Here is a 17,103-nt window from a genome sequence, read left to right as displayed (position 1 = left end):
TGATATGAATAAAACAGTAAAAACAGGCGCAATGCTCCTCGCTGCCTACGGTACTAGTATTGCTGTATCTAAGCAACTTGCTAAAAATGAAAAACGTGCAATCCGCCCTTATTTTACAGGTCGTGCACCGTACGTGTTTGCTCATCGTGGCGGCATGAAACTGGCACCGGAGAGCACGATGGCTGCTTTTAATGAAGCCGCTAGTCTTGAAGTAGACGGCTTTGAAATAGATATCCGAGTGACAAAGGACGATGTGATCGTGGTCTTCCATGATGCCTATGTCGACCGCGTATCTAATGGTACTGGTCTTATTGCAGACAAAACACTTCAAGAACTGAAGACGCTTGACTTTGGCTACTATTTCAAAGATATCAATGGTGACTATCCATTTAGAGGACAACAAGATGCAGGTATCGTCACGCTTGAAGAACTGATTACCAAGTTCCCGGACAAACGTATCAACATTGACATCAAAGACAGACCGGAGACTGTAGCAGGTATGAAAGCACCGGAACTTCTGAACGAACTTATTACGAAACTTCACGCTGAAGACCGCGTCCTTGTAACGAGTTTCCACGATGAACAGACGGCGCGTTTTACTGCCCTTAATTCACGTGTCGCGACAGGTGCCGGCGTCAATGAAGTCCGAAAAGCCTATGCGCTCTATACAAGTGGTTACGGTCATCTCTATCAGCCGCAAGCTGATACATTCCAGATACCTGTTTCATTCCGGGGTATCCGCCTGGATTCCGCTCGCTGGATGAACTTCCTTGCCAGCCATAATATCGCGGTCGGCTACTGGGTCATCAACAGTATAGACGAAATGGATGACCTGCTCCAGAAAGGGGCACACACCATCGTGACTGACCGACCTGACCTTGCTTATCACTTAATCAAAGAACGATATCGCAAATAAGAGAAATCGTGCAGACCATCTGCACGATTTTTATTCATTTGCCATTTTTTAACAAGTAAACTATATTATAAAGTGAGGTGTTTCAGATGAAACTCATCCCGGTTAAACCTCAGAGTCAGTGGTTTCCGAAACCGATGATCATGGGTTGTGAAGGTGTTGCGGCGAGTATGCTTCTAAATGGTGCTGTCAGCCCGGAAAAACTGATGAAATACTGGCCGAAGCATGACTCTAATCCAGAAAAAGGTTATGTCGGTCACCCTTCTTCTATCAGCTTAAACAGTCATCAGACTATTTTTCCGTCCGCCTTTGTCCCTTATTTGAAGCAGTTTGATTCAAACATCGCGGATGGTACAGGGGCTTCGTTATCTGAACTGGAGACGCTGCTTGATCACAATCAACCTGTACTGATTTATCATACACATCTCGGTTTCACAGCCCTTGAGCGTATATTTCATACTTCAGACGGCAAGAAGCACTGGGTGAGTAATATTCACATCACCCTGCTTATCGGTTACGACGAAAAAAATTATTATTATATCGATCCGCTCTGGATGAAGATAGGACCTCTCCTCTTACCGGCACTCTTCCCGTCCAGACGACAGGTCATGAAAATGTCCAGACGACGATTTAAAAAGAGCTACGAAACGCCTGGACGACTCTGTATCTATAAAAAAGAAGGTGTATGATGAATTCCCGTACTTTATCTTATTTGAAAACAGCATTGATCTTCATATTTTTTACTGCAGCAATGGTCATTCTGTCGCGTGAACTTGCGCAAGTCAATTTCAAGGAGACTATTCACTTATTCAGACAGCTGCCGACTCTCAATTTCATACTGATTATTGTTGCAGGTCTCCTCGCTGTTCTGTCGCTGTCACTCTATGACTATGTACTGACACGTCAGTTGAACGTGAACATTTCTCTCCGTCATTTACTGCCGGTCAGTTTTATCACTAATGCATTCAACAATATTCTCGGTCTTGGCGGATTATTCGGTGCCGGTCTCAGAATATTTCAGTATCAGCCAAAATCACCTGACCAGGCACCATTAAAGCGTGCCATCAGTCTGCTTTTATTATCAACCATCAGTGGACTCAGCGTCCTGTGTTATATCGCATATGGCCTGATTGATATTAAAGCGGTTCCTTATGGTAACTGGATCGTCCTTTTTGCCTGTATTTATGCACCTGCTTATATCGTGTTCAGCATCATCAAGCCGATCAGCAAAGATCAGCGGTTACTCGGTGTCAATTTTACGCTCGTTTCTATCATTGACTGGATTGCAGCGATTCTTTTATTTTATTTTATTCTGCATGAACTGAATATCGAAGTGCCACTTACCGCTGTTGCAGGACTTTTCATTATTGCGTCACTGTCCGGTATTATCAGCATGATTCCAGGCGGACTCGGTGCGTTTGATTTAGTGATGTTAACAGGGCTCGGCACATTAGGCATCAGTGAAGAAAAAGGATTACTAGCCCTACTGCTTTACCGCACAGTCTATTATTTCTTCCCGCTTCTCGTCGCTCTCTTGCTGTCAGTCTTTGAATATAAAGAAAGCGCGAAAACATATATAGAAGATAATAAGCTGTTAAGTTCAGCGGCCATGACGGGCTCATTTATTCGGGCGATGCAAAAAGCTTCACCTTATCAGTTTTCAGGCTTGATTGTCGCGCTGCTGACCATTATCACCAGTCTCGTCTATTACTTCAACCATTTTCTGATTGTCTATGACGCGATTGCTGAGAGACGTTATACGTATTATGCAGTCATCATCATCTTCCATGTTGCAGCCAGTCTGACACTGTTAATCAGTGCAAACGGGGTCATGCATGGTACGAAACGTGCGACGATGCTCAGTATTCTGTCGACGGCTGTTCTATTAGTCACGACATTCCTATCATACGGAACGATTATTTCATATGTCTGGCTGACGACCATCCTTGCTTTACTGATTTATAAATACCGTAAGACGACAATGATCAAACGCAGTCTGACCCCTTTAAAAATAGTCATCAGTGCAACATTAATTACACTTTTATTAGCGGTCAATCACTGGGTGACCATTGATATGCTTGAGATTTATCCTCATAAAGCGACTCATTTCGATGATCAGCTTTTAGGCGCACTAATGTGGGGCACGGTACTGATCTTTGCCGTAGTCAGTGCACTTTTAACTTATTATTATTCAAGAAAATATAATCACTTACTTACTGAAGAAGTGACAGAAGAAGAACTGAAATCAATCATTGAAATAGAAGGCAGCTATGTCAGTCACCTCGCTTTCACAGGCGATAAATCATTTTTCCTGAACGAGGAACGGGATGCTTTCCTGATGTTCCATAAAACGAAAAATGCATTGATAGTAATGGGTGATCCTGTCGGGAATCATGAACACTTTGAACAACTCCTGATGGATTTCTACGACAAAGCCTTTTACCTTGGTCATGACGTCATATTTTATCAGGTACAGTCCAAATATTTACCGCTTTATCATGGCTTCGGTAATCATTTCTTCAAAATCGGTGAAGAAGCGCTTATTCCGCTTCAGGACTTTACAGTCAGCGGTAAAAAGCAGCGAGCTTTTCGCGCAACGCTGAATAAGCTGGAAAAAGAAGGCTATACCTTCTCTATAGTAGAAGCGCCATTTGAAGATGAATTTATCGAAGAACTGAAGCGGGTCAGTGATGCATGGCTGAATGGCAAGCAGGAAATGCAGTTCTCTGTCGGCGCATTTACAAGACATTACCTTGAGCAGGCACCTATTGCTGTGATTAAAGACACAGAAAACCATATCGTTGCATTCAGCACACTGATGCCGACTCACTACAACAATACCTTGTCCGTCGATCTGATACGCTGGCTGCCGGACCTCGATATCCCAGCAATGGATGCACTTTACTTAAACATGCTGCTGTATTCTAAGGAGCAGGGCTACGACTACTTTAATATGGGTATGGCAACACTATCAAATGTCGGACAGAATCGATATGGCTATGCCCGTGAACGTGTCGCAGGACATGTTTTCAATCATTTCAATAACTTGTACAGCTTCCAAGGATTACGAAAATATAAACAGAAATATAATCCGGAATGGAATGAAAGATTCGTCGTTTACCGGACATATACCTCACTCGTCTGGAATCTGATGCGAATCGGACTGACCATCAATAAGAAATAAGAAAGGGACCACATATGTGGCCCCTTTTTAATTTGTGTTATCAGCGATAAATCCTGTTTGTCGCTCGTAACTCTCTGTTCAGCGTCTATTTCCTGCAGTTATCAGCGATAAATCCCGTTTGTCGCTCGTAACTCATTTACTTAAATATCAACGTGCCCATAACAAGTACGATAATCACGGGTATCACATACTTTAGCAATACAATCCAGACCTTAAACAAGCCTCGGTAACGCATGCCGATAACAATTTCTTCCTCCGCTATTCTTCTGTCCAGTACATATCCTGAAAACAGCGAAAAAGCGAGGGCACCAATCGGCAGGAGTATATTCGATACGAGATAATCCATGTTATCGAAGAATGTGCCCGCTAAAAACTTCACATCTCCTAGGAGTCCAAAAGATAAGGCAGATGGTACCCCCACTACAAAAAGTAAAACTGAGATAAAGGTAACAGCTCGCCCTCGACCTGCGTCTTTACCTTTAATGATATTTGCCACATTGATTTCCATCAGATTAATCGAAGACGTAATTGTCGCGAACATAAAGAGCAGCAGAAATATCAAATAGAACAACTGTCCAAACGCCAGCTGGTCAAAGACATAAGGCAGAACAACAAATAACAGTCCTGGACCTTCTGCATTGTCGATATGAAGGGCTGTCGTCGCTGGAAATATAGCGAGTCCAGCTAATAGGGTCACTAAAATATTGAGTCCGACGATAGAGAACCCGGATTGCACGAGATCAGTGTCTTTCTTCAAGTAAGAGGCATAGGTCAGCATGCCTCCAAAACCGACTGACAGTGAAAAGAATGATTGTCCTAAAGCAAACAGGATACTATCTCGATTCAAAGCATGAAAATCAGGTTTCAGGAAATAGACAATCCCTGCCATACTGCCTTCAAGAGTGACTGAGCGTATAATAATGACCATAAAGAAGATAAAAAGTAACGGCATCATGACTTTTGACGCACGCTCGATGCCCTTCTCAACCCCTGCAGCAACAATAAATGCTGTCAGTGCAATAAAGATGAATTGTCCGGAGAGAGCATAAACCGGTTGACTGATCAGTGTATTGAAGAGTTCATCATAACGTGCATGTTGATTGCCGGTAACCAGTGAATAAATAGTCCGTACAAAATAAATGATAATCCAGCCGCCAATAACGCTGTAAAAACTAAGTAATAAAAATACCCCGATATTCCCTAGGTGACCGATGCCATCATACATATTTTTACCCGTTACTTTACTGAACGCATTTGTACTGTTTGTCTGTGCGTGTCTGCCAATCACAAACTCGGATAAAAGAAGGGGCAGACCTATCAACAGCGTGAAAAGAATAAAGATGGTTAAAAATGCGCCGCCTCCATTCGCCGCCATCACATATGGAAACTTCCATATAGCGCCAAGTCCTATCGCTGAGCCTGCGCTTGCTAGTATAAAGCCTAGTTTTGAATTCCATGATGCACGTGTTTCCATATTGTTGCCTCCTTAAATTTTTTTCCTAAAAAAACGACCGATGTATAGACATCGGCCGAAAAAAAGAAGCCGATGTAAGATACACGGCCTCGGTAAATAATAACCTGAAGAGACCGTCATAGATGACTTATATCTATGACGGATATAAGTCCTATGACAGTTGCCAGCTTTTCAGTTGCGTCATTGGATTCTTCATGGTTAAACACCTCTTCTTAGAATAACTATACTTTATCAAATATTCTGATAATAGGCAACTCTAAATTTCGACATGATAGAACTTGACAGCTCGCTCTATAGTGACTTTCGGTAATAGACCGGCAGCGACGAGTACGAGCAGCCAGTCATAACGTCTCAGATCAAATAGGACGAATGAATGCCCTGTTCGAATCAATTCAGCAATCATTATTTCCGGTTCGTAAAAGAGATGAAATGGTATACTGACATAAATCACATCAAATTTATTTTCTTTGTAAGGTATATGGGTGCGTTTAAGCTGCTTATAGGAAAAGTGCGGATAAAGATGAATGGCCTGTTCCATATCTCTCGGGGCCTGGTCGATATAAAACCCTTTTATCGGTGACTGGCGATCAATCGTACTAAGCAGAGTACCATGAAAACAGCCGATCGCAAGTACCTTTTTCTTAACAGGCAGATGATAAACAAATCGTGCATACTGTTTGAAATAAAATGAAGTCACAAAACCAGTCCGGTAGACTTGTTCTACTGGCTGTTCAAAAAAAGTATAACGTTTCTGCCAGTCTTTTCTCAGTTTACGTTCTTTCTTTTTACCCACACGAGCACCTCTTATGCTGAACAGGAACAGCCTCCGCTGCAACTATGTTCAGTAGTAAAAAATGGATTGCCGCTTTCTACTTTCACTTCATCCGATACGGAACGGGATATAATGATAAGTATTTCATCTAGTAACGTCTGTAATGCCATCTCACTTTTCTTCGCCTCTGCGACGACTGGATGCAGATCGTATTCTTTCTTTGCTCTTCTTGTGGTGAGTAGCGTCTCCATATAATCAGGATGATAGCGTCCAAACCGCATCACTTCGTCATAACGCTCTTTCAATTTAAGTAAGTTCTTCCTCATTGCGCTGACTTCTGCATGCTGCTGGAGAGCCAGCTGGTGTTGTCTATATTGTTTAAAGCATTCACTTTCCAGAATCATGCTGTTCAGTTCATCTGCCTGGTCCAGCAGATTGAACAGCTGGTCATCATAAATCATCATCATACCCCATTTAATTCTTTCTATAGCTGACAGCATAACAATCACTTACTGCAGCGACTATACTGTTATAATGATTGTTAAGCATCTTTTCGCGCTGTTCTTGATTCAGCCATTGATTAACTGCTTCAGCTGAATCATAAGCTGTAATACTATTCTCTTTTTGACAGGGTGCATTGTTCTCTATTTTGTCCAGCGGATGTATTTCATAATTTGCCCGCATCATATTGATGAGTTCAACGACTGTCTGCTGAGCATTCTGTTCCTGTAGAACCGACTGCTCTATTCTCATTGTACGCTCTAGCGGCTGACCGTTCAAGTGGGCTGTGTATGGCAGCATCTGAACAAGCAGTGGTGCCGTCATAAATCTTGCAGCCATCACCTTGCCTGTCTGACGATCAATATAGACCTGTGCATAAATATCATCATACTGAACGAGCAGCTGGGTTTTCAGGTCGACTTCTGTCAATTCAAAATGGTAGTCGCCATCTTCAGAAGAGACAACAGGCTCAGTATCTATAGAAGTACCTCTAAAAATCTCTGCCGCCTGTTGATTAATCCTGAATGGTTCTATATCCGCTTCAGGTCCCGTCGCATAAATCATACCTATCTGTCCATCTCGTACTCTGACATCATAGAGTGCATTCTTTTCATTATAGATATAATGCTGATATTTATTGTCAGCCTGATAAATACGTTCAGGATAACCGTAGTCTTCTGTCCAGTCGTCAATCGAACCCCCTACATAGGTGCCGGGCCCACTCGAAAGCGCACTATTCTTCTGTTTTTCTTCTGTCTTATTCTTCTGCTCGGGTTCTTCCAGGCTGTTAAAGTCGCCTAGTGAATAGAACAGCAGAAAGAGTCCTATTAAAGCTGCCAGGACGAGCAGCATTTTAATTACAATATTCTTCATTATTATCTCCGTCTGTTTTTTCATATTATACATTATTTGCACTTAAGTAAATAACTGATTGCAACAATCCTCTTTTTGTCATAAAATTAGAGTTGAGCATATTGAGGGAGGTAAATAAAATGGTATTCGACAATTCAGGTATTGAAAACATCGTTGCTGATCAAAATGTGATTCAGCACGTTATGAATAAACATGGTCTTAATCTGGGTGGACATTGGGATTACGAACGTGTCACTTACGACTTAAAATATCAGATTGAAGAAGGTGTTTACTACCTTCGTATTCCAGGTTATGCCGTTGAAGGCGATGTGGGCGCTCGTAACGCTACAATCCAGATGATGGATCCTTACTTAGGTAAGCATTACTATCCAACAGGCATTGAATATGGTGAGGATGAATACTTCCCACCAGCAGTGGTTGAACATTGCAAACGTACAATCATCAGCATCAGCAACGATCTCAGAGAAATCCTTGCTTAAGACGTGGGCATCTGCCACGTCTTTTTTAATAGCGATAAGGAGGACAGAATTTGTTCAAGCGACTTTTAACTAAAAAAAATATCACTCTTATGATTTTTATTCTGCTGACGATACTCTTCTTCTACTTTATATTACCCATTTCTATTCCAATCGTCAGTGCTTTAATTCTCGCACTTGTGCTTGAACCTGCTGTCAGGAAGCTGGAATTTAAATTTGGCAGTCGTAAATGGAGTGTTACAGCGCTCTATTCAGGTATACTACTTATCTTACTCGTATTACTTTATCTGATACTGACAAAAGTAATAGAAGCGCTATTTGATTTCGCTAAAACCTTGCCCACTAAAGCGGACACCTTGATTGATGCATGGTCCAGTGTAGAGGTAAAACTGAATCAGCTGCTACCTTCAAGTGTTACTGCGTCACTTAATGATGAAGTCCAGAAGTTTCTCCTTTCTATGCGCGACAGTATAGCGGACTATTTCAGTGTTCAGAACATCACAAATTTTGTCTCCATGTTACCTGAGCTGATTATCTCTGGCCTTGTTTTTCTTGTTGCTCTGTTCTTGTTCATGCTGGAAGTCCCCCGCATGAAGCAACTGATACGCAAACATACATATGAGAAAACTTATTATCGGGGTCTGCTCATCTGGAAAAAAGTATCAACATCTGTCTTCGGTATGTTAAGAGCTGCTGTTATTCTCTCTTTCATCACCTGGGTATTTACATTTATCGGTCTACTATTTATCGTCCCTGAAAATGCACTCGTCCTGAGTCTGATCATCTGTATTGTAGACTTACTGCCTATTATCGGTGCAACAGGTATCACGATTCCCTGGACTCTGTATGAGCTGATTACAGGCGATAATGTAACAGCGATTAAACTGGCCCTGCTGTCAGTGTTCCTGCTTGTACAGCGTAAAGTGCTGGAACCAAAGATTATGGGTAACGGTGTTGGACTGAGTCCTCTTGCTACATTGATTTCTATGTACATCGGATTAAAGCTGATGGGATTTGTCGGCTTCTTCATCGGTCCTATTATCCTTCTTGTCATTGTGACATTCATAGAATCCGGTGCCATTAAAACGGACTTTAAAATCTGATTGAACACACTTACATCGGTAAGTGTGTTTTTTTATGCAAAAAAGCAGCGGATAATCCGCTGCTCTTCATTAAATGCCTAATATCGCTTTAAATACAGACGTTGTTTCGCCGCCTTTATAGAAGACATAAAGGAGTAGATAAACCGCAACCCCTGTGATTGCAGTAAAGAACCAGATGATTGAAGTTGTCGGCCCCAGCTTTCTATGGATATTCAATCTGTCTTTCAGTCCTGACCAGATCATAATCAGTCCTAAAACACCACCTGTCGTGGCAAGTGTAATATGGAAGACAAGGAAAATCGTATAGTACAGTTTAATACTGTCCGGCCCGCCGAAAGAGGTATTGCCGATAAATAATGTCCGTGAGACATAGATGATAAAGAACGTCAGTGCACTCGCCCCAGCTGCAAGCATCACTTTCTTATGTCCTTCGTAGTCTCTCTTCGCGATTCTATACCAGCCTATAGCGACAAGAATCGCACTGATAACAATAAAGGATGTACTGATAGTCGGTAAAATCGGTAAATTCATATTATTCTCCTATCTGAATTGATTATAGTAAGCTTGTTCTTTCTGACGAGCTTCCAGACTTCTCTGAGTAGTTTCTTCTTCATTTCTGCCTTCTGACCAGCGCCAGTTGAAGAAGACATAGAAAAGCATAAAACCGAAGAATATCTCCTGCAGCACTTTCATGATGACCCCACCCGTCTGCTGGTCTTCAAGAGATGACATATTCGTAAAGTACTGTGGTCCTGAAATATTCGTTGCACTCATCACACTGTCCAGCGTCCCTTGTGGTACACAGAGAGCCATTGCACCGAGCCAGGCTTTTGGATCAGTATAAGTCTTATACATCGGATGCTGTGCAAAAATGATCAGTCCGCAGCTCGGTGTGAGTAGAACACCGATCATAAAGATGTAGACCAGCTTAAGTAATCCTGTCAGCTGCTTGCGTGGAAGTTCAGTACGGTTGAATACTGGATACCACATATTAAATGCAGCTACAAAGAGCAGTATCGTAAACAGTGAATGCAAAGTCGCACTCTGTTTTAAGAAATCCAGGACAACGGGTAAATGATAAACACTGAATAGACCATTGAAAAGAATAATGGCGAACACAGGACGGGAAACAACATCAAATACAGGTTTAATATAAGGACGGGAAACAAGGTAATCAATAAAATAACTCGGTATCGCAAAGAAAAGAATCGGCACAATCATTAAATAAAGTACAGCCATCTGCAGCATATGAAAACTGAAAATGATATGACTGAGTAAATCAATCGGGCTTCCTTTAACGATATACATCAATATCATACTGACAATAAAAAGAATCACTTCACTTCGTTTTAATGGCCGATTGCCGGGAATTTCATGACGCCATTTCGTAACCGTTAAAAAATAGACAACTGTTACAAACAGCAGTGCAACAATGTAAAACGGACTCCAGTTCGCAAAGAAACCAAATATAGAGACCGAACTGAGACTATGCATATAATCACTCCAAAAATATAATCTTAGTTTAATTATAAAATACAAAGGAAAAGGACAAACCTTCCAATAACGAACGTTTTATGTCTTTTTAAAAAAACACCACTGAACTTAATCAGTGGTGTCATCAATTATTTAAGTGGATCGCCTAACCATACTAAGTAAAGTGCTGTCACCATAAATGACAGGGCAAGGAAGATACCTGATAGCATGAATATTTTAGCGACGCCGTGTCCTTCATGCTTCATATGCATGAAGTAGAAGAACTGCAGAATAACTTGAATGAATGCCAGCAGAATCAATATCGGTAAGACAATCGCTTTATCAAGACCTGCTGCCACCATCGCAAATGCGATGAAAGTCAGAAAGATCATGACAGCAAATGTCGTTACTTGTTGTCTCATTTCTGCTGTGCGATTACGACGGTCGTAGTCAAATCGTGCACGGTTGAAACGTGGTGCGTGAGATTCATGAACTTCATGAGTAGTGTGCGTACTTACAGAATCTACATCTCTCACTTTAACATGTTCTGATACGTAATGTTCATTCGTCTTAGCCATATTATCCTAACACCCCTAACAAGTAAACTACTGTAAAGATGAATACCCAGACTACGTCAATAAAGTGCCAGTATAATGAGAAAGTATTAAACTTCGCTGCATTATAAACTGATAAACCACGCTTCATGTTACGGATGACAAGCAGTGTTGCCCATCCAAGACCGATTAAAACGTGAAGACCGTGTGTACCTACTAAGAAGTAGAACGCACTACCGAATGCACTAGAACGGAATGTATGACCTTGATGGACGTATTCTACAAACTCATAAATCTCAAGTCCTAAGAAACAAAGTCCAAGTAAGATAGTGATGACAATCCATGTAATCATTTTCTTGAAGTCATAGTTTTTCATATGGTACATCGCATAGACACTTGTGAGAGACGATGTTAACAGTAACATCGTCATTACAAATGCAAGCGGTAAATGGAATAGTTGTTCTGCTTTTAAATGTTCTTCACTTGGCACATGGTCTTTAAGTGCTAAGTAAGTTGCAAATAATGAAGCAAAGAGCGCTGTTTCACCGCCAAGGAAAATCCAGAAACCAGTTAACTTGTTTTTACCTTCAAGTGATGCAGTCTCAGGGTGACTTGGCCATCTTTCAACTGTCATTTTTTCTTCAACATGTGCCATTATTTCACACCTCTTTCGTACTCAATCAACTCTTCTTTAGTGATGTGGTAACCATGGTCATCTTTCAGTGAACGTGCCATCATAGCACCCACAGTAATCAGAAGACCTAATCCAAGAACATATGGAGACCAAGCTTGAACTGGTAAATCTTTTACTGCATCGATCGCCCATTCTTTACCATCAGCAAAGTATAAAGCACCAAATGCTGCTACGAATAATCCTAAAGATTGGATGAATGGCAGGATTGAATTGTTAGGCATGTGTACATCACCTAAAGATTCAGCTGGTAAAATTTCGCCATCCCCTTTTGTTTTCTCTAACCAGAATGCATCTAAGCCGCGTACAAGTGGCGTCTGAGCAAAGTTATAGAATGGAACTGGCTGTGGTAAAGACCACTCAAGCGTACGTCCATCTCCCCATGCATCGCGTCCGACTTTAGGTGCTTTAGCAGTCGTCCAGATTACGTTGATTAATGTAATGATAACCGCTACAGCCATCAGTAAAGCACCAATTGTAGAAACTAAGTTGAATGTATCATAACCTTGACCTGGTAAGTAAGTCGCGATACGACGTGGCATACCCATTAAACCAAGGAAATGCTGAATAAAGAATGTTAAGTGGAAACCGAAGAAGAAGATCCAGAATGCAATCTTACCTAATTTTTCACTTAAAATTTTACCGAACATCAGTGGCCAGTAGAAGTGCAGTGCCGCAAGTAAAGCGAATACAACCCCACCGACGATCACGTAGTGGAAATGCGCCACGATGAAATAAGAATCATGATACTGGTAGTCAGCTGGTGCTGATGCCTGCATGACCCCTGTTACCCCACCCATAACGAATGATGGAATAAAGGCTAAAGAGTAAAGCATTGGAGTCGTAAATTCGATACTACCGCCCCAGATTGTCAGTAACCAGTTGAAAATTTTGATACCTGTTGGTACGGCAATTGCCATAGTCGCAATCGCGAAAATCGCGTTCGCTGTTGGTCCAAGACCTACTGTAAACATGTGGTGAGCCCATACCATGAAGCCTAAGAAACCGATTAATACTGTTGCGAATACCATCGCTGAGTAACCAAACAGACGTTTTCTAGAGAATGTCGGAATAATTTCAGAGAAGATACCGAACGCCGGTAATACTAAGATATATACTTCCGGGTGACCGAAGATCCAGAATAAGTGTTCCCAGATAATTGTGTTACCACCTTGAGATACGATGAAGAATCCTGTACCGAACATTCTATCGAAGATCAGTAAGAATAAACCGATTGTAAGTGGTGGGAATGCGAAGACGATTAAAGCTGAAGCAACGAATGTTGTCCATGTCATTAATGGCATACGCATGTAAGTCATACCAGGTGCTCTCATATTGATGATAGTGACTAAGAAGTTGATACCGGCAATTAATGTACCCGCACCAGAAATCTGAAGTCCAAGTGCGTAGAAGTCAATACCATGACCTGTTGAAGCAAGTGATAATGATGCATAAGATGTCCAACCTGCATCAGGTGCGCCACCTAAAATCCATGATAAGTTCAGGAAGATTCCTCCGAAGAAGAATAACCAGAAACCAAGTGCGTTTAAGAATGGGAACGCGACGTCACGCGCTCCTATCTGTAATGGCACAACTGCATTCATAAATGCGAATAACAGTGGCATGGCTGCCAGGAAAATCATCGTAGTACCGTGCATTGTCAGTACTTGGTTATAAAGACCCGCTGATAAGAAATCATTCTCAGGTACAGCGAGCTGGATACGGATGAACATCGCTTCGAGACCACCCATTGCGAAGAACAGACCACCCATAATCAAGTAAAGAATCGCGATTTTTTTATGGTCAACAGTTGTTAAATATTCTTTAATTGTTGCACCAAAACCTCTTTTAGCTTGTGTAGACAATTGTGTAACCTCCCTTTAAACTTTAGTTCTCGACTTTACGTTCCATTAAATAAGCAGCAAGTGCATCAATGTCGCTGTCAGAAACTTTGTACTGACCCGTCATTTTGTTACCTGGTTTAACACTGTCAGGATTTTTGATCCATTTTTTAAGGTTCTCTTCGTTGTGCTCTAATACACCTGCGATACGTGTACGTTCACCGAATGTTGTTAAGTTAGGACCTTTAGCGCCTTTACCTGTTGGTGTAACAGCGTGACAACCGATACATGATTGCTTAAAGACTTTTTCCCCTTCTTTAGCTTGATCACTTGTAGCTGCTACTGCTTTTTTAGTACCTTGCATATCTTTAATCCAAGTATCGAAGTCTGCTTTGTCCATTGCTTTAACTTTGAAGTCCATCAGAGCATGTGAAGGTCCACATAACTCAGCACATTTACCGTAGAAGACATTGTCTGCTTCTTTTGCTTTTTTAGAATCAAAGATTAAGTAGAACTTGTTGATGTTATCAACGTTTGTATCAAGCTTACCACCGACAGCTGGAATCCAGAATGAGTGTTTTACATCTGCTGCATGAAGTCTGAAATAAACTTTAGTGTCAGTTGGAACCACTAATTCCTGAGAAGTCACAACTTCCTGGTTTGGATATTCAAATTCCCACCAGTATTGGTTCGCTGTAACATTGACGATCATTTCTTTGTTTTTACCTTTTTCATCGACTTTATCCATCGCTTTAGTATCTGCTAACTTAAATGTAAGAGATACTGTTGGAATCGCTAAGATAAGAAGTAAGATAATTGGAATTGTCGTCCAGATGATTTCAAGCTTGTGATTACCTGCAACTTGTTTAGGCATAAAGTTCTCGCCGACTTTACCACGTCTGAACTTGAGAACAGCCAGGATGAAGATAATAAAAACGACTAAAATAACGCCAATCATGATGTACACAGCAAGCATCATAAGGTTGAACTGCTCCTGTGCCACTTCCCCTGCTGGACGAAGTGCGGATAAGTATGGCTTACCGCAACCTGATAAAGCCATTGCCAGAACAAAAAACAGGCCAAACAATTTTGTGTTCTTCAATTTGTTCATTAAAAATAACCCCTCTTTCACTCATTCATAATTAAATCATTTGAATTAAAGTAACTACCACTATCATAACAAAAAATATCATTAAATAGTTTAAAGAATAGATAAACATTTGCATAGCCCATTTTGCTTCTTTAACGCTCGCGCGAAAGCCTGATAATGCAAGCAGCAGCCAGCCGACATTGAGTACTGTTGCCAGTATAACAAAGACGTTACCTAGCTCTGCCATAAAGAATGGAGTCGGCAATAATGCGAGTACCCATAAGAGCATGCCAAGCCTTGTACGCTTGAAGCCTTTGACAGTTGGCAGCATCGGGATATTGGCTAAGCCGTATTCATCCTTACGCTTAATTGCAAGTGCATAAAAATGAGCGGGTTGCCAGGCAAACATGATGATAAAGAGCATCCAGGCTGTTGTCGATAAGTCAGGATCGATACTTGCCCAGCCAATAAGCGGCGGAACTGCTCCAGGAAAACTCCCTACTATCGTGTTTGACACTAAATGACGTTTAGACCATACAGAATAGAGAATGACATAACCGAATATGCCAAGAAAACCAATGATACCCGTTGTCATATTAATAGAAAACAGAAGCGCCTGTCCGACAACGATCAGTATCAGACTAAGCATCAGCAGTTGATTACTACTGATTTTACCTGTTACGCTTGGTCGGTTCATCTTACTCGGCATCAAAGCATCAATATCCTGATCGTAAAAATTATTTAATGCACAACTACCGCCCATAATTAAAACAGAGCCTACCAGCATTGCAATGAGTTCCGGCATACTACCCAGGAACGACTGACCCGTCAGAATAATTGCAAGCCAGCCCCCGACAAATGTCGGAATTAAGTTACCTTGCACCAGTCCAAGTTTGATCACAGCTTTAATATCTTTTGCTGTTAATCTGCTATCATCAATCGGAATGATGACATTTTCATTCAGCATTTCCAACCTCCTTTACACACCTGACGCATATAATAACAATAATAAATCAAAGTTGACACAAATTCTATATATTTCAGAAATAAAATGATAACATTTTACTGTAACTGATGAGAGAGAGTATTCACATATGTGACACATTTACAGTTACTAAACATTGTTATACTATAACATATGGACTCAAACATGAAATGATAATCCGGAAATATTTTAACATATATATTGAAAGAATTGTTTTCGAATTTCGTGACCACTAGAACTTCAGAGGTGAACAGGTTGTTAAAAGAAAAAAACTTAAAATGGCTTTCAGTCTTTACGACTATTTTGATGCTCTTCGTACAAATAGGAGGTGCACTGGTTACAAAGACGGGTTCAGCAGATGGCTGCGGTAGAAGCTGGCCGCTCTGTCATGGTAAAATCATGCCCACTTATATTCCAAAGGAAACACTGATCGAACTTGCGCATCGAGGTGTTTCAGGACTTGCACTTTTATCAGTGACTTGGCTCGTCATACTCAGCATGAAGCATATCGGCCATAAAAGAGAAACAAAATTTCTCTGTATCATGAGTATTGGTTTTATTTTTGCTCAGGCATTAATCGGAGCTGCGGCAGTTGTCTGGCAGCAGAATAGTTTTATTTTAGCGCTTCATTTCGGTATTTCGCTGATCAGTTACAGTTCCGTGTTTCTGCTGATGCTTCTGATCTTCGAAGTAGACCAGAAATTTGATGCGACAAAGCTGATCATCAAAAACCCACTGCGCTATCATACAGTCGGGCTTACGAGCTTTATCTACTTTGTAATATATAGTGGCGCTCTCGTCAGACATACAAAAGCAAGTCTTGCCTGCTCTACATGGCCGCTCTGTCAGCCCGGTAAGTTTCAGATGCCTCAGAATTTCTATGAATGGGTACAGATGAGTCACCGTACACTGGCACTGATACTCTTTATCTGGCTTGCGTACATCACATATCATGCCGTTAAGAATTACGCACAGTACCGCGTCATTAAATATGGTTATCTGACTGCCTTTATTCTGATCTGTCTGCAGGTCACGACCGGCGCACTTACTGTTTTCAGCGGCGTCAATCTTTATATCGCGTTGTTACACGCACTCTTCATCACTTTACTATTCGGCTTACTCTGCTATTTCATCTTACTGATATCCAGAGCTAAATTAAGACAATAAAAAAGG

At 41.3% G+C, this 17,103-nt stretch carries 17 protein-coding genes; 6 read left to right on the top strand and 11 right to left on the bottom strand.

Annotation, left to right across the window (positions count from 1 at the left end):
- Window positions 1–4: 4 nt before the first annotated feature.
- From MGG13_RS04495 to mprF, 3 genes are all read left to right on the top strand, one after another.
- Window positions 5–916: a glycerophosphodiester phosphodiesterase family protein gene (locus MGG13_RS04495; RefSeq protein WP_239035511.1), complete on the top strand. Its 912-nt coding sequence runs from the start codon at window positions 5–7 to the stop codon at window positions 914–916.
- A gap of 86 nt (window positions 917–1,002) precedes the next feature.
- Window positions 1,003–1,602: a C39 family peptidase gene (locus MGG13_RS04490; protein WP_239035510.1), complete on the top strand. Its 600-nt coding sequence runs from the start codon at window positions 1,003–1,005 to the stop codon at window positions 1,600–1,602.
- Window positions 1,602–4,097 carry a bifunctional lysylphosphatidylglycerol flippase/synthetase MprF gene (gene mprF / locus MGG13_RS04485; protein WP_239035509.1) on the top strand — a complete coding sequence of 832 codons (2,496 nt, stop codon included), beginning with the start codon at window positions 1,602–1,604 and terminating at the stop codon, window positions 4,095–4,097. The genes MGG13_RS04490 and mprF overlap by 1 nt, the downstream gene beginning before the upstream one ends.
- Window positions 4,098–4,233: 136 nt before the next feature.
- Here the strand turns inward: mprF and MGG13_RS04480 are convergent, their stop codons facing one another.
- The 4 genes from MGG13_RS04480 to MGG13_RS04465 form a co-directional block, all read right to left on the bottom strand.
- Window positions 4,234–5,571, bottom strand: a complete 1,338-nt coding sequence (locus tag MGG13_RS04480; protein WP_133431054.1) for a sodium-dependent transporter — start codon at window positions 5,569–5,571, stop codon at window positions 4,234–4,236.
- A 256-nt stretch (window positions 5,572–5,827) separates the two neighbouring features.
- Window positions 5,828–6,364 (bottom strand): methyltransferase domain-containing protein, encoded by a 537-nt coding sequence (locus tag MGG13_RS04475; RefSeq protein ID WP_239035508.1) that lies wholly within the window; start codon window positions 6,362–6,364, stop codon window positions 5,828–5,830.
- A gap of 11 nt (window positions 6,365–6,375) precedes the next feature.
- The gene (locus MGG13_RS04470; protein ID WP_133431056.1) at window positions 6,376–6,843 is read right to left on the bottom strand and encodes a YlbF/YmcA family competence regulator; all 468 of its coding nucleotides are present in this window, start codon (window positions 6,841–6,843) and stop codon (window positions 6,376–6,378) included.
- On the bottom strand, window positions 6,818–7,717 hold the full coding sequence (locus tag MGG13_RS04465) for a CAP-associated domain-containing protein (RefSeq protein WP_239035507.1): 900 nt from the start codon (window positions 7,715–7,717) through the stop codon (window positions 6,818–6,820). Before MGG13_RS04465 ends, MGG13_RS04470 begins: the two co-directional genes overlap by 26 nt.
- Window positions 7,718–7,836: 119 nt before the next feature.
- Between MGG13_RS04465 and MGG13_RS04460 the strand changes: the two genes are divergently transcribed.
- Both MGG13_RS04460 and ytvI read left to right on the top strand, forming a co-directional pair.
- Window positions 7,837–8,196: a YugN family protein gene (locus tag MGG13_RS04460; RefSeq protein ID WP_133431058.1), complete on the top strand. Its 360-nt coding sequence runs from the start codon at window positions 7,837–7,839 to the stop codon at window positions 8,194–8,196.
- A gap of 50 nt (window positions 8,197–8,246) precedes the next feature.
- A complete protein-coding gene (gene ytvI / locus MGG13_RS04455) occupies window positions 8,247–9,296 on the top strand; it encodes a sporulation integral membrane protein YtvI (protein WP_239035506.1) in 1,050 nt (349 codons plus the stop codon).
- Between the two features lie 69 nt (window positions 9,297–9,365).
- Here ytvI and MGG13_RS04450 read toward each other — a convergent pair whose 3' ends face one another.
- From MGG13_RS04450 to cyoE, 7 genes are all read right to left on the bottom strand, one after another.
- Complete coding sequence (locus MGG13_RS04450; RefSeq protein WP_133431060.1) at window positions 9,366–9,827, bottom strand: DUF420 domain-containing protein; 462 nt, start codon at window positions 9,825–9,827, stop codon at window positions 9,366–9,368.
- A gap of 9 nt (window positions 9,828–9,836) precedes the next feature.
- On the bottom strand, window positions 9,837–10,790 hold the full coding sequence (gene ctaG / locus MGG13_RS04445) for a cytochrome c oxidase assembly factor CtaG (protein ID WP_133431061.1): 954 nt from the start codon (window positions 10,788–10,790) through the stop codon (window positions 9,837–9,839).
- Window positions 10,791–10,918: 128 nt separating this feature from the next.
- Entirely contained in the window at window positions 10,919–11,347 is a 429-nt protein-coding gene (locus MGG13_RS04440) for a cytochrome C oxidase subunit IV family protein (protein WP_239035505.1), read from the bottom strand.
- Window position 11,348: 1 nt separating this feature from the next.
- The gene (locus MGG13_RS04435) at window positions 11,349–11,978 is read right to left on the bottom strand and encodes a cytochrome c oxidase subunit 3 (RefSeq protein ID WP_133431063.1); all 630 of its coding nucleotides are present in this window, start codon (window positions 11,976–11,978) and stop codon (window positions 11,349–11,351) included.
- Window positions 11,978–13,879, bottom strand: a complete 1,902-nt coding sequence (gene ctaD / locus MGG13_RS04430; protein ID WP_239035504.1) for a cytochrome c oxidase subunit I — start codon at window positions 13,877–13,879, stop codon at window positions 11,978–11,980. Before ctaD ends, MGG13_RS04435 begins: the two co-directional genes overlap by 1 nt.
- 22 nt (window positions 13,880–13,901) lie before the next feature.
- Window positions 13,902–14,966 carry a cytochrome c oxidase subunit II gene (gene coxB, locus MGG13_RS04425; protein ID WP_133431068.1) on the bottom strand — a complete coding sequence of 355 codons (1,065 nt, stop codon included), beginning with the start codon at window positions 14,964–14,966 and terminating at the stop codon, window positions 13,902–13,904.
- Between the two features lie 31 nt (window positions 14,967–14,997).
- Complete coding sequence (gene cyoE, locus MGG13_RS04420; protein WP_420827915.1) at window positions 14,998–15,909, bottom strand: heme o synthase; 912 nt, start codon at window positions 15,907–15,909, stop codon at window positions 14,998–15,000.
- A 276-nt stretch (window positions 15,910–16,185) separates the two neighbouring features.
- On the opposite strand from cyoE, the gene MGG13_RS04415 reads away from it, so the two are divergent.
- On the top strand, window positions 16,186–17,097 hold the full coding sequence (locus MGG13_RS04415) for a COX15/CtaA family protein (protein ID WP_133431071.1): 912 nt from the start codon (window positions 16,186–16,188) through the stop codon (window positions 17,095–17,097).
- Window positions 17,098–17,103: the final 6 nt, after the last annotated feature.

Origin of the sequence: Macrococcus brunensis, from assembly GCF_022343725.1 — a bacterium.
Taxonomy (GTDB): domain Bacteria; phylum Bacillota; class Bacilli; order Staphylococcales; family Staphylococcaceae; genus Macrococcus; species Macrococcus brunensis.
This window is presented reverse-complemented; position numbering and strand designations above follow the sequence as displayed.

Excerpts from the sequence above, each read along its gene's own strand:
- ctaG (WP_133431061.1), bottom strand. The coding sequence starts at position 10,790 with ATGCATAGTCTCAGTTCGGTCTCTATATTTGGTTTCTTTGCGAACTGG.
- MGG13_RS04465 (WP_239035507.1), bottom strand. The coding sequence starts at position 7,717 with ATGAAGAATATTGTAATTAAAATGCTGCTCGTCCTGGCAGCTTTAATA.
- MGG13_RS04490 (WP_239035510.1), top strand. The coding sequence starts at position 1,003 with ATGAAACTCATCCCGGTTAAACCTCAGAGTCAGTGGTTTCCGAAACCG.
- MGG13_RS04460 (WP_133431058.1), top strand. The coding sequence starts at position 7,837 with ATGGTATTCGACAATTCAGGTATTGAAAACATCGTTGCTGATCAAAAT.
- MGG13_RS04450 (WP_133431060.1), bottom strand. The coding sequence starts at position 9,827 with ATGAATTTACCGATTTTACCGACTATCAGTACATCCTTTATTGTTATC.
- MGG13_RS04480 (WP_133431054.1), bottom strand. The coding sequence starts at position 5,571 with ATGGAAACACGTGCATCATGGAATTCAAAACTAGGCTTTATACTAGCA.
- MGG13_RS04440 (WP_239035505.1), bottom strand. The coding sequence starts at position 11,347 with ATGGCTAAGACGAATGAACATTACGTATCAGAACATGTTAAAGTGAGA.
- MGG13_RS04435 (WP_133431063.1), bottom strand. The coding sequence starts at position 11,978 with ATGGCACATGTTGAAGAAAAAATGACAGTTGAAAGATGGCCAAGTCAC.
- mprF (WP_239035509.1), top strand. The coding sequence starts at position 1,602 with ATGAATTCCCGTACTTTATCTTATTTGAAAACAGCATTGATCTTCATA.
- coxB (WP_133431068.1), bottom strand. The coding sequence starts at position 14,966 with ATGAACAAATTGAAGAACACAAAATTGTTTGGCCTGTTTTTTGTTCTG.
- MGG13_RS04470 (WP_133431056.1), bottom strand. The coding sequence starts at position 6,843 with ATGCTGTCAGCTATAGAAAGAATTAAATGGGGTATGATGATGATTTAT.
- MGG13_RS04495 (WP_239035511.1), top strand. The coding sequence starts at position 5 with ATGAATAAAACAGTAAAAACAGGCGCAATGCTCCTCGCTGCCTACGGT.